Annotated in this window: 11 protein-coding genes and 1 pseudogene; 5 read left to right on the top strand and 7 right to left on the bottom strand. The window is 72.2% G+C overall.

Going from position 1 to position 14,344, the window contains the following annotated elements; genetic code table 11:
- Positions 1 to 478: 478 nt before the first annotated feature.
- The 3 genes from ABZS54_RS11420 to ABZS54_RS11430 all read left to right on the top strand — a co-directional run bounded on the left by ABZS54_RS11420 (position 479) and on the right by ABZS54_RS11430 (position 4,644).
- Positions 479 to 1,867: a histidine kinase gene (locus ABZS54_RS11420; protein ID WP_355533596.1), complete on the top strand. Its 1,389-nt coding sequence runs from the start codon at positions 479 to 481 to the stop codon at positions 1,865 to 1,867.
- A gap of 330 nt (positions 1,868 to 2,197) precedes the next feature.
- The gene (locus ABZS54_RS11425) at positions 2,198 to 3,988 is read left to right on the top strand and encodes a cholesterol oxidase substrate-binding domain-containing protein (protein WP_355533598.1); all 1,791 of its coding nucleotides are present in this window, start codon (positions 2,198 to 2,200) and stop codon (positions 3,986 to 3,988) included.
- 116 nt (positions 3,989 to 4,104) lie between these two features.
- Complete coding sequence (locus tag ABZS54_RS11430; protein WP_355533600.1) at positions 4,105 to 4,644, top strand: 2'-5' RNA ligase family protein; 540 nt, start codon at positions 4,105 to 4,107, stop codon at positions 4,642 to 4,644.
- 37 nt (positions 4,645 to 4,681) lie between these two features.
- On the opposite strand, the gene ABZS54_RS11435 is transcribed toward ABZS54_RS11430, so the two are convergent.
- Positions 4,682 to 5,419, bottom strand: a complete 738-nt coding sequence (locus ABZS54_RS11435) for a hypothetical protein (protein WP_355533602.1) — start codon at positions 5,417 to 5,419, stop codon at positions 4,682 to 4,684.
- An 84-nt stretch (positions 5,420 to 5,503) separates the two neighbouring features.
- On the opposite strand from ABZS54_RS11435, the gene ABZS54_RS11440 reads away from it, so the two are divergent.
- The gene (locus ABZS54_RS11440; RefSeq protein WP_355533603.1) at positions 5,504 to 8,860 is read left to right on the top strand and encodes a hypothetical protein; all 3,357 of its coding nucleotides are present in this window, start codon (positions 5,504 to 5,506) and stop codon (positions 8,858 to 8,860) included.
- Positions 8,861 to 8,894: 34 nt separating this feature from the next.
- Here ABZS54_RS11440 and ABZS54_RS11445 read toward each other — a convergent pair whose 3' ends face one another.
- Positions 8,895 to 9,644, bottom strand: a complete 750-nt coding sequence (locus ABZS54_RS11445; protein ID WP_355533605.1) for a hypothetical protein — start codon at positions 9,642 to 9,644, stop codon at positions 8,895 to 8,897.
- Between the two features lie 74 nt (positions 9,645 to 9,718).
- A pseudogene (locus tag ABZS54_RS11450) lies at positions 9,719 to 9,895 on the bottom strand (carotenoid oxygenase family protein); the annotation flags it as partial.
- Between ABZS54_RS11450 and ABZS54_RS11455 the strand changes: the two are divergent.
- Positions 9,813 to 10,244, top strand: a complete 432-nt coding sequence (locus tag ABZS54_RS11455; protein WP_355533607.1) for a TetR-like C-terminal domain-containing protein — start codon at positions 9,813 to 9,815, stop codon at positions 10,242 to 10,244. The pseudogene ABZS54_RS11450 and the gene ABZS54_RS11455 sit on opposite strands and share 83 nt — an antisense overlap.
- Positions 10,245 to 10,300: 56 nt before the next feature.
- On the opposite strand, the gene ABZS54_RS11460 is transcribed toward ABZS54_RS11455, so the two are convergent.
- The 4 genes from ABZS54_RS11460 to ABZS54_RS11475 all read right to left on the bottom strand — a co-directional run bounded on the left by ABZS54_RS11460 (position 10,301) and on the right by ABZS54_RS11475 (position 14,201).
- A complete protein-coding gene (locus ABZS54_RS11460; RefSeq protein ID WP_355533609.1) occupies positions 10,301 to 11,368 on the bottom strand; it encodes a low specificity L-threonine aldolase in 1,068 nt (355 codons plus the stop codon).
- The gene (locus tag ABZS54_RS11465; protein ID WP_355533611.1) at positions 11,350 to 12,051 is read right to left on the bottom strand and encodes an SDR family NAD(P)-dependent oxidoreductase; all 702 of its coding nucleotides are present in this window, start codon (positions 12,049 to 12,051) and stop codon (positions 11,350 to 11,352) included. The genes ABZS54_RS11460 and ABZS54_RS11465 overlap by 19 nt, the downstream gene beginning before the upstream one ends.
- Positions 12,052 to 12,171: 120 nt before the next feature.
- The gene (locus tag ABZS54_RS11470) at positions 12,172 to 13,560 is read right to left on the bottom strand and encodes a DUF6421 family protein (protein ID WP_355533613.1); all 1,389 of its coding nucleotides are present in this window, start codon (positions 13,558 to 13,560) and stop codon (positions 12,172 to 12,174) included.
- 47 nt (positions 13,561 to 13,607) lie between these two features.
- The gene (locus ABZS54_RS11475) at positions 13,608 to 14,201 is read right to left on the bottom strand and encodes a hypothetical protein (protein ID WP_355533615.1); all 594 of its coding nucleotides are present in this window, start codon (positions 14,199 to 14,201) and stop codon (positions 13,608 to 13,610) included.
- Positions 14,202 to 14,344: the final 143 nt, after the last annotated feature.

A 14,344-nucleotide genomic window follows, 5' to 3' on the forward strand; every position in this document is an offset into this window, starting at 1 on the left:
GGCGTGGGTGCCGCGCCCGCGGGCGGTGGGGGGGCCGCCCTCGGCGGCCGCCGGGGGGGGGCCGCGGCCGCGTCGCCTGGCCCGCGGGGTGCCGCCCCCCGCCCCCGCGCCGCGCCCCCCCCCGCCCCCCCCCCGACGCCGGGTCCGGCCAACGTGCCGGCAACCAGCGCCGCGACCAGACCCATTCGCAGTCGACCCCGCATGTCCCGCTCCCGTCCTCGAAGTACCGGACACGAAGCTAGGAATCGGCGTCGGTAGCCTGCGTCGCGCCAGGGAGTGGACTCGGCGGGTAGCTCTTGGGGACTACGCGGGTCAGCCGCGCGGCACCGAACCGGACAAACCGCGGAAGGTTTGCCTGCCCGCGATTCCCGCTGCGGCGGATCGGCCGACGGGAACACGGGCGCGAGCCTCAGGTATCACCCCGGCTCTCCTCCGCTGGGGTGACGCGCGCCGGCCCGGGCCGGCTACCGTTGAATCCGTGACTTTTCGCCCCGTCGAGTCGACCCGCCGCCCGTTCCCGTCCTGGTCCCCGGCCCGACGCTCGCTCGTCTTCGACGTCACACTCGCGGTCTCGGTCGGGGCGCTCACCTCCGGGCTGAACTTCGCCCAGCACCTTCGGGATTCGGGCGGCGACTTCACGGACACCGGTGCCCGGGTGTCCTTCGCGGTCGAGTTGATCGCCGGACTGGTGCTGGTCATCCGGCGTCGGCATCCCGTGCTGTGCGCGTGGATCGCGGCACTCACGCTGTTGCGGGAGCAGGCCCTGGGCGGTTGCTTCGCGGCCTACGCCGTCGCGGTGTACGTGAACGATCGGCGCAGGATGTGGCTGACCATCGGGGTGCTGTGTGTGGCCACCTGGCATCCGTGGGACTGGCGGGATCTGGGCAACGGCACCGCGAACATGCTCGCGATCCTCACCCCCGCGTGCTACGGCCTGTACATCGCTTCCCGCCGCCGACTCATCGCCGCGCTGGGCGCGCGGGCCGAACGCGCGGAGCGGGAACAGGAGTTGCGCGCCGAGCAGGCGCGCGAGGAGGAGCGCAACCGGCTCGCCGGGGACATGCACGACATCGTCACGCATCGGGTCAGCCTGATGGTTTTGCAGGCCGGCGCGATGCGCTCGCGGGCACCCGACGACGCGACCCGTTCGGCGGCCGAGGACCTGCGCTCGACCGGCTGTCAGGCGTTGGCCGAACTGCGGGATCTGGTCGCGGTGTTGCGCACCGCCGAGGAGCGCAACGCGGGCGCTCCGGTGGAACCCGCCGTGCTCGACCTGTCCGCCCTGGTGGACGAGTCTCTCGCGGCGGGTGTGGATGTGCGACTGGACGTGGAGGGCCCCGTGCGGCCCGCTTCGCCGGTGGTGGTGCGCACCGCGTATCGAGTGGTCCAGGAATCGCTGACCAATGTGCACAAGCACGCTCCCGGCGCCTTCGTCCGCATCCTGCTCCGGTATGCCCCCGCCGAAGTGCGGATCACCGTCACCAACACCGCGGCCACCGGTCCGCGCGAGATCGAACTGGGCTCGGGCGGCACCGGATTGGTCGGTCTGGCCCGGCGGATCGAATTGACCGGCGGCACCTTCGGCGCGGGCCCGCGCCCGGACGGCGGGTTCGTGTTGGACGCGCGGCTGCCCCTGGCGCCGACCGAGTCGGCCGAGGCGACGGACCCGCCGGCGGCGACCCCGACCGCGCCGGAGCAACCTGCGCCGTCGGATCCGGTCGAATCGCCGAGCGCGGCCGGCCGACCGGCCCGATCGCGAGCGCTGCGGGCCGCCGGCCGAGCGCAGCGACCCACCGTGCCACGACCGCAGGCGGAGCCGGAGTCGACACCGGGAGTACTCACCGGGTCACACCCCGAAACCGGCTGATACCCGGCGGAACCGGCCGCGTCGGTTTCCGCATCCTCGACACGTGTCACCGGCGCTTGGGTGTTGACTTGGCCGGCCCTCGGATGGACCCTCGGGCCAGCCACATCGCGGGCCGCCGGCGGCGGGCGCCGGCTCGGCATCGCATCGTCCAGGCACGCCGTCACGTCGTGGAGCCGGGCACATCCAGCACACACGGCGCAGCACCGACATCGCGATCCACCAGGTAACTCGGCACCGCAGCATATCGATCGTCCGGAATCGGAATCTCCGCTTCCGCATGTCGAATTCCCCCGGGCTGCAGGCCCTCGGGACGCCCCGAAAGGCGACCTGATGCCACGACTGAGCGACACGAATCCGGACCACCCCACCGACCCCCCGACCCGCTCCTCGAATCCCCTGTCCGGCGCACCCTCGCGCCGGGCGCTCCTCGGCGGCATCGCCGGCGCCGCACTGGCCGCGACCCGGTGGACTCCCGTCGGCCTGATCCCGGCGACCGAGGCGGGTGCCGCGCCCACCCCGCCGAACTTCCCGTCCGGCATCCCGCTGGGCGTGCAGCAGTACCGGAACTGGTCCGGCGAACTGCGCGCCGACGACGTCTGGACCGCGGTACCCGCGCGCCCCTCGGATGTCGTGGTGCTGGCGAACTGGGCCCGGGCCAACGGCTATCGGCTGCGCCCGCGGGGAATGAGCCACAACTGGTCGCCGATTCTGATCCCCGCCGGCGCGGACACCTCGCATACCCTGCTGGTCGACACCACGCAGAATCTGACCTCGCTGGTGGTCAACCCGGGATCGCCCACCACGGTGACCGTGCAGACCGGGTGCAGCGTCGAACGCCTGTTGACCCAACTGGAGCAGGCCGGGCGCGGGATGATCGCGACGACCGCACCGGGCAAGCTGAGCGTCGGCGGCGTACTGGCCATCGGCGCGCACGGCAGCGGAATCCCGACACCGGGCGAGACCCTGCCGCAGGGCGGCACGTACGGCACGCTGAGCAACCTGGTGTTGTCGCTGACCGCGGTGGTGTGGGACCAGGCCGCGGGCGCCTACGTACTCAAGACGTTCCAGCGCAACGACCCGGAGATCGGCCCGTTCCTGGTGCACCTGGGTCGCGCCTTCGTCACCGAGGTCACCCTCCAGACCAATGCGAATCAAAGGCTGCGCTGCCAGAACTTCTATCACGACCAGATCGGCACGCTGCTGGGCCCACCCGGCGGCGGCGGCAAGAAACTCGCCGACTACATCCGCGACTCGGGCCGGGTCGAGGTGATCTGGTTCCCGTTCACCACCGTGCCCTGGCTCAAGGTGTGGAGCGTGGCACCCGGCAAGCCGTGGGTCTCCACCCAGATCAACAACCCGTATCCGTACACGTTCGCCAACTTCGTCACCGAGGACCAGGCCCACTTCCTGGCCGACATCGCCACCGGCAACGTGGGCGCGACGGAGGTGTTCACCAACGCCGAGATGGCGGTGGTGGGTTCGGGCTTGATCGTGACCTGGACCTGGGACATCTGGGGGTGGTCGAAGAACACCCAGCTCTTCGTCGAGCCGACCACGCTGCGCATCCACGAGGGCGGCTGGGCGGTGTTGACCGCGCGGGCCAACGTACAGCGGGTGCTCAACGAGTTCTTCGTCAAGTACACCGGCCTGCTGAGCGCGTACAAGGCCAACGGCCAATATCCGTGCAACAGTCCGATCGAGCTGCGGGTGACCGGTGTCGACCGGGCGAGCGAGGTGGTCACCGCGAACGCGGTCGAACCGGCGTTGTCCGCCGCCCGCCCGCGCCCCGATCACCCCGAGTGGGACACGGTGGTGTGGCTGGATGTGGCGACCCTGCCCGGGACGCCCGCCAACCACGACTTCTACCAGCAGATGGACGCCTGGATCTGGGGCAACTACACCGGCGACTACGCGTGCGTGCGGCCGGAGTGGTCCAAGGGCTGGGCGTACGGGGTCGGCGGCGCGTGGACCGACACGGCCGCCGTGACCGGCCGGATCCCGAATTCCTTCCGCACCGGCCTGCCCACCACGAGCAACTTCGACGCCGCCCGGGCCACGTTCGCCAAGTACGACCCGGGCCGAATCTTCTCCAACTCCTTCCTCGACGTCCTCCTGCCCTGACCACGCCGCCCCGGCCCTCGGCGTCGACCACGACCTCGGTCACCGCCCCCTGCGGACCGACCCGCGCGACGCCCTCCCCGCCCGGCCCCGGCCGGGTGGGGAGGTACCGTTTTCCGGTGCGCACCGTGGAACTGACCCTGGACGGACCGACCGAATCGGCGGTCCGTCGGGTGTGGGAGGAGTTGGCCGAGCTCGGCCTGCCCGGACAGGGGCTGCGGCCGTCCGCCGCCAACCGCCCGCACCTCACCCTCGGCACGTGTCACGAACTCACCGACTCGATGCGCGAGTCGCTCGCCGAGGCGTTCACCGCGCTGCCCCTGGAGGTGGAGTTCACCCGACCGGTGCGCTTCGGTGGCCGATCGCGCACCGTCGCGTGGGAGGTGTCGCCGACCGACGCACTGCTCGCGCTCCAACTGCGGGTGTGGCGCGTCATCGATGCGCAGAACCCGTACCACCACCCGGCGGTCTGGGTCCCGCACGTGACACTCGCCCGCACGCTGCGCCCCGGCGACGCGTGGCAGGAGCGGGCGTGGCGGCTGCTTCAGGGACGGCCCGCCGTGCCGGCCGTGCTGATCGGCGCACGCAGCTACGACCACGCCACCGACACCGCCGAGGACCTGCCGCCCGCCGACCGGGCCGCACCGGCAGGCGAGTAACCCGCCTCGAACGGGCCGGCCGGGGCCGGCCCGATCGTCACCGGGACCCGGCGCCGCTGCCGTAGCCGTCGCTGTCGCCGCTACGCTCCCCATCGCCGTCGAGCCAGCCGTCGTCCAACGCGCCGTTGTTGTCGTGGACGACGAACTCGCGTTCCACCGAAGTGATCTCGTACCCGGCCAGTGCGGTCACCAAAGCCGCCGTCGCAGCCGCCGCGGACTCGTCGCCGACCCGGTGGCAGCGCTGGGTGACGAACCGCTCGGACCGCCCGTCCACCCGAACGCGGCGCGCGTTGTGCGACAGGTGCGCACCGTGCCCGACCACCTCGGTGGCCAACGCGGCCAAGTCGGCGTCCGCGGTCAACACGAGCTTGAGGTGATGCTCGAAGTACAGGTCGGGCCCGAGCGCGCGCGCCGCCGCGTCCGTGCGCGGCACGCCGGGATGCCACGGCGCCGCCTCGATCTTGATCCGGGTCACCGGATATCCGTCCCCGCGCAGCACCGCCGTCAACTCGGCGGCCCGCTCGCGGGCCAGGGCCAGGGTCGTGGTCGCCCGTTCGGTCAGCATCGGCTGGGACATCGTGCGCCCGCGCGCGAGCACGATGTGGGTCAGGCCCACCCCGTATCCGCCGGCCCGGCGGGCCAGTGCGTTCACGTCGTCCGTATCCACCGTGACGTGCGTCTCGAACTCCCCGATCAGGTCCGCGGGGAAGGCGCGGGGCTCGTCGCCGGCTCGGCGGGCCCGGCTGGTCTCGGTGGCTTCGGTCGACGCGTGCACCGCTCCATCCTCGCAGCAGGCCGCGGGTGGCACCGGAAATAATCGATGCGCGGGCCGGGTGTCCGGCTCCGCATAATGGCGCGCATGCCGACCCGAGCGGAAGAACTCACCAGCACCCTGGACGCGCTGCCCCACCGCGAGCGTACGCGGGAGATTGCCCGCGTTGCCCGGCGGCTTCGTGAGTCGGCCGAACTACCGGCAACCCTGGCCGAGTTGGCTGGCCCCACCGGCTACGAGCGGGGCCTCGCGTTGACCATGGCGATCGTCGCGGGTGACGTCGAGCACGTGATGCGGGCCACGCGCGATCGAGATCTCGCCCTGGCTCGGCGCGCGGTGAGCGCGACCCGTACGCTCCCGGTGCCCGACGCCACCTTGGCCGAGTTGCTGGACGACGCCCCCTCGGCGCTGCGCGACTCGATCTACCGCGCCATCCGCACCGGCCAGCGCACGGCGTTGGCGGATCGCCTCATCGCGCAGGTGCTCGCGGTGCGCGGACCGGTCGAGGCGGCCCGGGTACTGCCGGCGTGCGGTCCCACCGTGGCGGCCGAGTACGTCGGCGTACTCGGCCACGTCGACCGGGTCTGGGACACGTTCGTGCGCCGCTATCCGGCACTCGGCCTCGACGACGCGGAGCGCCGCCTGGCCGCCCTGCCCGTCTCCGACCAAGACGGGTGGTGGGCCCGGCACGGCGTCGGTGTGGTCGCGGCCGGCGAACGATTCCCGCATCGGGTGCTCGACCTGATCGAGCGTCATCCCACCCGCGGGCCGCTGCCCTGGGCCTTCCTCGGCGGCATCCAGCCGTTCGTCACCGCGGATCGGGCCCGGGTGCTCCGGCTGCTCGCCGGCTCCGAGCGGCGCGGACGCACGTTGTCCGGCGTAAGCACGAGCGCGCTGCGCCGACTGGCTGCCGCCGGGCCCGGCTGCGCCGAACTGCTCGCGCTGGGCCGCGCGGTGCGCACCAACGAGGCGAACACGGTCCGGCTGCTCAAGGCGCTGGCGCCGAGCCTGCGCGCCGATTTCCTCGACGCCGTACACGCCGACCGGGATCGCAGCCGGGACCTGCTCGGCGGCGCTCTGCTCGACGTGCTCCCGCACGCGCGTCGCCACGCCGAGGCGCGTCGGATGCTCGCGCTGCCCTCGATCGCGGCCGACGAGCCGCGCCGGTTGCCCCTGCTCGCCTACCTGCCGCTCGCCGAGGCGCAGGCAGAACTCGCCGCGACCACCCGGCTGCCCGACGCCAATGCCCGAGCCGAGGGCTATCGGCGGCTGATCGCGTGTGCGGCCCGGTCCGGTGACCCCGAGCGGTTCGGTGCGACGCTGCGCGCGCTGACCCGGCTGCGCAACGAGCAGGACCCGGTGCGCGGCGCCGCGTTGTCGGCGATCGCCGAGGCGCATCCGCGCCTGTTCGACGCGGAGTCGGTGGACGTGCTCACCGACCTGGTGCGCCACACGCTGGAGGCACGGGACACCTCCTACCGCACTCGGGCCGCGCTCACCGACCTGGCCGGACGGCTGCTGACCCATCACGTCGTGGGCGGCGCACCGGAGTTGACCGGCTGGGCGCTGACCACCTTCGAGCAGGTCGCGGGTCGGTCGGGCACGATCCGCCTGGCCGGGCTCGCCGACAACCTGCGCCGCGGTCGCGAGCGGGAGATCCTGGACGCGCTGCTGCCGTGGATCCGGGCCCAGGTCGCCCGGGGCGACCTGTGGCTCGCGTTCGCCCTCGCCGGGACGCTGGACCGGCGGGCGTGGGCGTTGGAGCCGTTGCAGGAGATCCTGCACGAGGCCACCCGCGCCGGGTCGGACGCCGTCGCGAGCACCGCGATCACGCTGTGGTTGGCCGATCCGCGGCGGCGCGCCGAGCGGGTCGCCGAGTTGGTCGGTCGGGACGAGTCGACGCCGACCCTGCCGGTGGTCCTGCATGCGCTCGCCTATCGGCGGACCGACCTGCTCGACGGCTACCTCGACGGCCGCACGTTGCGTGGCCGGTTCGCCACGCGTGGGGTGCGCTGGGTCCCGTATCTGCCGTTCGACGCCATGGCCCGGCTGTTGCCCAGGCAGCAGCGTGCCTATGCGGCGCGCCTGGTCGAACTCGCCAACGACGTCCGCCAGCACGGCGACACCCGAGTGGACGCGATCCGTCGCCTGGCCCGGGTGCCGCGGTTCGGCCGCCCGGAGCTGCTGCGGTATCTGACCGCCACCGAAGTGCCGTTGGTCGAGGCCGCGCTGAGCGGGCTCACCCATACCGACGACCCCGGCGCGGCGCTGCCGATCCTGCTGGCACACGTCGGCGACGACCGGGCCCGGGTGGCCGCGTACTCGATGTCGCGCGCCGCCCGGTACGTGGCGCCGGGGGTGCTCGAACCGGCGCTGCGCCGGGTGTTGTTCGAGCCGGCCAAGGTGACCTCGCGCAAGGAGGCGGCCCGGGTCGCGTTGCGCGAGGCGCTGCCGGGCGCGGTGGAGCTGTTGGCGCAGGCGTGGTCGGCGCCGGATCAGCATCGCGACGTGCGCGGCGCGATCCTGGCCCAGTTGGCCACCCGGCTGGACGACGAACGGTCATGGGCCGTGCTGTGGGCGGGAATCGAGGGTCCGCGCGAGGCGGCCCAGGCGATCGTGGCCCGGCCGCCGGCCGCACTGGCGCCGGCTTGGCGGGCCGGGTACGCGCGGTTGCTCACCACCGCGTGCGCGAGCGCGGACGTCGAGGTGCGGCGGGCCGCCTATCGGGCCTTCCCGCGCTGGGCCCGATACTCGCCCGCCGGCGTCGCCGTGATTTCGGACGCGGTCCTGGACCCGACCGACTCGGTCGGGTGGCGCGAGGCGGCCGACGCGCTGCACACCTTCACCACGGACGGCATCGCACCGACGACCTACCTGCACGTGATCACGTCGCTGATCGCGCAGGATGGCGCACCGGACGCGCCGAACGCCGAGCCGGACCGCGATCGCCCGGCCCGGCAGCGGCTGACCGTGCTGCTCGGGCAGGCCCGCGCGTGGGCGGCCCGCAGTCCTGCCGAATCGGCCGCGGTGTTGCGCCCGGTGCGGGCCGCGCTGGCCGGCGTACCGGAGTTGCGGATCGAGGCGGCCACGCTGACCACGTCCGGTCTGCCGTTGACCGGCGACGCGGTCGGGGCCGCACTGACCGACCTGGTCGAGTTGTGTGCCGGCCGGGCGTTGCCCGCGATCGCCGCGGCCGGCGTACTGCGCGATCGCCTCGGTCGGGCCGGCGCGCCACTCGATACGGCCGCGCTGTCGGCCGCCGCACGCACGCTCGCCGTGCATGCGGCGCCGGCAGCCGGACTGTTCGGCTGCGAACTGGTCCGGGCACTGGGCGCGCGGGCCGGTTGGCCGGCCGAGTGGCGCGCGCTGCTGCGCGAGTTGCGCGCGCACCCGGACCCGGACGTGCGCGAGACGGCGTTGGCGGTGCGCACCGCCTCGTCCTGAGCCGCGGACCGAGCGGCCGCACCGAACCGGGCGATCAGCTCTGTTCGGTGCGCAACAGCCGCAGGAACGCCTTGATACCGGAGATCACTTCCTGGTTGTCGGTCAACCGGCTGATGGTGTCCTCGAATCGGCGACCAAGGGCGTCGATCTTGTGGTCGGTCGCGCGGAATTGCTCGGCCGCCCGCTCGGCGTCCTGTTCGGTGGTGGTCCTGAGCGACGCGACCGTCTCGATCAGCTCCTTGGTCCGCTCGTCCAGGCCGTCGACCCTGCGCTCCAACGTGGCCACCCGGTCGATCAGCGCGAGCACGTCCTCGCGCGGATGAGTCACCTCCCGCAGCATGCTCCGCAACCGCTGACCCAGGTGCTCCAGGTATGCCTGGCTGGGCCGGAACAAGGTGCTGAGCAGGTAGAACCCGGCGAACCAGTAGCCGACCACACCACCGGATGCCCAGGTGATCACCGCGATCACCGCGGCCGAGACGACATGCGCGCCGATCGCTCCCCACAACAACCGACGAGCGATCCGGCGCGCCTCCGCGTCACGCGCCTCCGGGACTGCGAGGCCCTTCTCCCGGCTGATCGCGATCTCCCGGATCAGTTGCCGGGCCCGGAAGTACAGATTCCACGGCACGGTCAGCACCGCGATCAGCCAGAACAGGCACAACGCGCCCGCGCCCAACGACAACAGATCGGCCAACGACGTGTCGTTGACGAAATACAGGACGATGCCCAACACCGTCGTCCCGACCAGCAGCAAAGCTCCCAAGCCTTTGGCCGCACTCACCCGAACTCCACTCCCCCACCCGGCAATCCGGCCACCCGGGCCGGGTGACCTGCTCGGACTGTAGGGCAACCCGATCACGCCCGCTGGGTCGCCGGGGCGTGCGAACGCCCGGGACCCCGCCGTGTGGGGTCGAGCGTCAGGCGTGGTCCGGGGAACCAGGAGCCGTGGATGCCGGCCGGCACCCGGCGCGGGAGTTCGACGGTCGCGATCGGCGCGGCGGTGATGTCCCGCGCGTCCAGTACCAGCAACTCCCACGTTGGCCTCCTGGAGCGCGAGCAACCGACCGCCGTGCTCGACGATGTGGGTGCCGGCGATGCTCACGGTCCGGTCCACGCTGCCGTCCTCGCGCAGGAACGACGCGCCGTCCAGGGCGGGAGTGCGGGCCCCGCGCCGGCCGGCGCGGTGCTGGTGTGGACACAGCTGCACGGCGTGGTCGGCCTGGAGGTGGCCGGCCGGTTCGAGGGCATGGGCCACCCCCCTCGACGCTGCTCGTCACCACCCTGGACGCGCTCGCCGACAGCTTCGCACTGGCCTGACCGGCACCGCCGGCCCCGATCGGCCGCGGCCGGAGCGCCGATTCCGGCGCCCGGCACCGATTGAAAAATGGCGGGCCGGGGCCGACCGACCCCGACCCGCCGATCGTTCGTGCGGATCGCCTACCGCGCGCCCAGTTCCTCGGCGAGCGCGGTCGCGAACGCGTCGATGTCGCCCTCGGTGGTGTCGAACGCCGTCATCCAGCGCACCTCACCGGTCGACTCGTCCCACGTGTAGAACCGAAAACGCTTCTGCATGCGCTCGGTGACATCCGCGGGCAGCACCGCGAACACCGCGTTCGCCTGCGGCATCCGGCTCAGCTTCACGCCGTCGAGGTCGGCGACCTTCTCCGCGAGCAAAGTCGCCATCGCGTTCGCGTGCCGTGCGTTGCGCAGCCACAGGTCGCCCGCGAGCAGCGCCTCGAACTGCACCGACACGAAGCGCATCTTCGAGGCCAGTTGCATCGCGGCCTTGCGCAGATACGCCACACCACGCGCCGCGTCGGGGTTGAGCACCACGACGGCCTCGCCGAACATCAGGCCGCTCTTGGTGCCGCCGAAGGACAACACGTCCACGCCGACGTCGGTGCTCAGCGCGCGCAGCGGCACGTCCAGCGCCGCGGCCGCGTTGGCCAGGCGTGAGCCGTCCAGGTGCGCGAGCATGCCGTTCTCGTGCGCGTGCTCGACCAGCGCGGCGATCTCGTCCGGCGTGTAGACCGTGCCCAGTTCGGTGCTCTCCGCGAAGGAGACCACGCGCGGCTGCGCCCGGTGCTGGTCACCCCAGCCCCACGCGTGGGTGTCCACGAGTTCGGGGGTGAGCTTGCCGTCGGGAGTGTCCACGGTGAGCAGTTTCAGGCCGGCCACCTTCTCCGGCGCACCGCACTCGTCCACGTTGATGTGCGCGGATGCCGCGCAGATCACCGACTCCCACCGGTCGGTCATCGACTGGAGGCCGACCACGTTGGCACCGGTGCCGTTGAACACCGGGAACACCTGCGCCCGTTCGCCGAAGTGCGCACGGAAGACGTCGGTGAGGTGCTCGGTGTACACGTCCTCGCCGTACGAGATCTGGTGCCCGCCGTTGGCGGCGCCGATCGCGGCCAATACCTCGGGGTGGATGCCCGCGTAGTTGTCGCTGGCGAAGCCGCGCGCGTCGGGGTCGTGACGCGGGGTCAGGGGACGTTCAGGCACAGTCTTTTCCCGTTCAGGTCGATTGCCGCAGTGGTCCACAGGCCGGCGATCTCGTCGGCGAGATCGGCCACGTCGGTGAAGCCGGCGAATTTGGCGTTGGGTCGAGCCTCTCGCATCGCGTCGTTGACGAGCGCCTTGACCACGAGGATGGAGGCCGCCGCGTCGGTCTCGGCGAACGCGTCGGCGAGCGCGAGCGTCCAGGTCTCCGCGGCCGCCTTGGCCGCCGCGTAACCCGCGTTGCCCTGGGTCGGCCGACCGGCCGCCGCCGCGGAGATCAGCACGAACCGCCCGCGCGCACTGCGGGCGAGCGCCTCGTGGAAGGCCAGGCTGGTGTGCTGCACGGTACGCACGAGCAGGTCGTGCAGGAACACCCAGTCGTCGAGCGAGTTGTCGCCGAACTTCTTGCCCCCGCGCCAGCCGCCGACCAGGTGCACGAGTCCGTCCACGCGCCCGTGCTCGCGCTCGACGTCCGCCGCCCACCGGCGGGTGGCGGCCACGTCGAGCAGGTCCACCACCGCGCCGCTCGCGCCGGGCGCCGCGTCCACGCTCTCCCGCAACCGCTCGGCGTCCGCGTCGGCGCCGTACACATGCGCACCGGCCCGCGCAAGCCGCGCGAGCACCGCGCGTCCGGTCGGCCCACCCGCACCCGCGACCGCGATCACCGCGCCGTCGAGACCGTTCATCACATCCACTCCTCGTTTACCGTGCTGTTCGCCTCGCCCTTGCCCAAGCTCGCCGTGCCGGGCCGGCGGCCCCGCGACGTCGTCGCGCACACCCTCGCCGAGCCGGGTGCGGCGTACCGGTCACGACGCCGCGACCGCCCGCTCCGTCACATCCTCCGCGAGGCCCTGTATCGGGCTGTCCGCGGTGATCCCCCGGGTCGAGGCGATCACATCGCGCAGCCGCCGGTTGAGCGCCTCGTAGAACATGCTCAGCGGGAACTCGTCCGGCAGCACCGCGTCCACGAGCACCTTCGGCGGCCCGTCCATCGGCAGCGCGGCGGGCCCCTTCGCCCACACGGAGCCGGGGTGCGGCGGCACGTACTCGGCGACCAGCGCGTAGCCGGCCAGCCAGTGGCCCACCTTCGAGCGATCCACACCCTCGCGGTAGAGCCGGTCCACCTCGTCGTAGAGCCCGAGCACCGCGTCGGTGATCCGGTCCCAGTCCACGCCGAGCCGGTTGTCCGCCCACTCGAGCACGCCCGCGCGGTGCAGGTAGGCGAACAGCAGTTGGCCGCCCAGCCCGTCGTAGTTGCGCACCCGGCCGCCGGTGACCGGGAAGCGGAACAGCCGATCGAAGATCACCGCGTACTGCACCTGGCGCGCGGTCGACACACCCTCGGCGGCCAGCGTGACCGCCTCGCGGAACGCGGTCAGGTCACACCGCAGCTCCTCCAGCGCGTACATCCAAAACGGCATGCGCTGTTTGATCATGAACGGGTCGAACGGCATGGGGCCGCGCATGTGGCTGCGGTCGTGGATCAGGTCCCACAACACGAACGCGTCCTGGGCGAGCTGCTGGCTCTGCACCAACTCCACTGCCTCCGGCGGCAGTTCCAGGCCGAGCGTCTGGGACGCGGCGGCCCCGACCCGGCGGAAGCGGGCCGCCTCGCGGTCGCAGAAGATGCCGCCCCAGGTGTACGTGGGTACCTCGCGCACGGCCACCGTCTCCGGAAAGAGCACCGCCGAGTCGGTGTCGTAGCCGGCGGTGAAGTCGACGAACGCGATCGGCACGAACATCGCGTTGTCGTAGCGCCCGGCCTCCAACTCGGCCAGCCACTGCGGCCACACCACGCGCAACAGCACCGCCTCGACGTTGCGGTTCGGGTTGCCGTTCTGGGTGTTCATCGGGAACACCACGAGGTGCTCCAGCCCGTCACGCCGATCCTGCTCCGGGCGGAACGCGACGAGCGAGTCCAAGAAGTCGGGGCGACCGAAGCCCTCCGCCGACCAGCGCCGGAAATCGGCCACGACCGCGTCGAGGTACGCCTCGTCGTGCGGGAACAGCGGTGCGAGCCCGGTGATCGAGGAGGTGATGTCGGCGACCAGCGCCCGGGCGGACGCATGGTCGGACGGCTCGATCGAACCGTCCTTGGCCTGCAGCGGACGCAGGTCGGCGACGGATTGCTTGAGCACGGGCCACAACGGGTGATCGACGGCGGTACGGACGGCTACGCGGGTCATGTTCGACATGGAACCCTCTCAGGAGAAAGCAGGAACCACGGTCAGGTGAACCTACGTCAAAAGATTTTAATGCCGCAAGGGTCTTTCAAACGCAATCTTATCGTCACGGGTACGGTTTGCCCGAATAAGTTGAGATTGATCTCGATGCTCATCGGCGACGCTTGCCCACCGAGACGGCGCACATGGAGGAAGGCGCGAGATTTCGCCGGCTCGGCGGACGACGCCTGTGGCTCTTGACCATCGATCACACCCGTCCCTACAGTCTGGTTCCGCTGAACGGAATGCTGATTCCGGATAACGAAATAGCTGGCTGGGGGCACGCCCCGGATCTGCATCCACTCCCACTGCCCGATCCTGCGACCCCGCATGTCCGATGGGCCGGCCCGTCGCGCGACGGCACCCGATGTGGAGGCACCGATCATGGGCCGGCGAACCACCGGGAGGACCGCAGCCGCGGGGGACGCGGCCGTGGCGCCACAAGCGTCGCCCGCGAGCGGGACGCCGGCCGCGCATCCCGTGGGCGAGATCCTGCCGCCGGGACGGATGCCGGCCGGTGCCTGCGACACGTGGCCACGATGTAGGGCCGGAGTGGTCGCCCCGCCGCTGATCATCGGCGGCGCGCCGGGCCTGTCCACCTCGGAGCCGACCATGCTGCTCGGTCCTCGGCGGCGCCGGCGTGGTGCCGTTCGACACCGTCACCGGCCACACCGGAGCCGCTCGGCCCGAACCTGCCGGCGAACCCGCCGGGGCCGCCCACGAGCAGCCCGCACAGACCGCGAAGGCGCCCGCCCGC

This window comes from Embleya sp. NPDC005575 (assembly GCF_040605455.1).
GTDB lineage: Bacteria > Actinomycetota > Actinomycetes > Streptomycetales > Streptomycetaceae > Embleya.

Excerpts from the sequence above, each read along its gene's own strand:
- ABZS54_RS11425 (WP_355533598.1), top strand. The coding sequence starts at position 2,198 with ATGCCACGACTGAGCGACACGAATCCGGACCACCCCACCGACCCCCCG.
- ABZS54_RS11440 (WP_355533603.1), top strand. The coding sequence starts at position 5,504 with ATGCCGACCCGAGCGGAAGAACTCACCAGCACCCTGGACGCGCTGCCC.
- ABZS54_RS11455 (WP_355533607.1), top strand. The coding sequence starts at position 9,813 with ATGCCGGCCGGCACCCGGCGCGGGAGTTCGACGGTCGCGATCGGCGCG.
- ABZS54_RS11465 (WP_355533611.1), bottom strand. The coding sequence starts at position 12,051 with ATGAACGGTCTCGACGGCGCGGTGATCGCGGTCGCGGGTGCGGGTGGG.
- ABZS54_RS11470 (WP_355533613.1), bottom strand. The coding sequence starts at position 13,560 with ATGTCGAACATGACCCGCGTAGCCGTCCGTACCGCCGTCGATCACCCG.
- ABZS54_RS11475 (WP_355533615.1), bottom strand. The coding sequence starts at position 14,201 with ATGGTCGGCTCCGAGGTGGACAGGCCCGGCGCGCCGCCGATGATCAGC.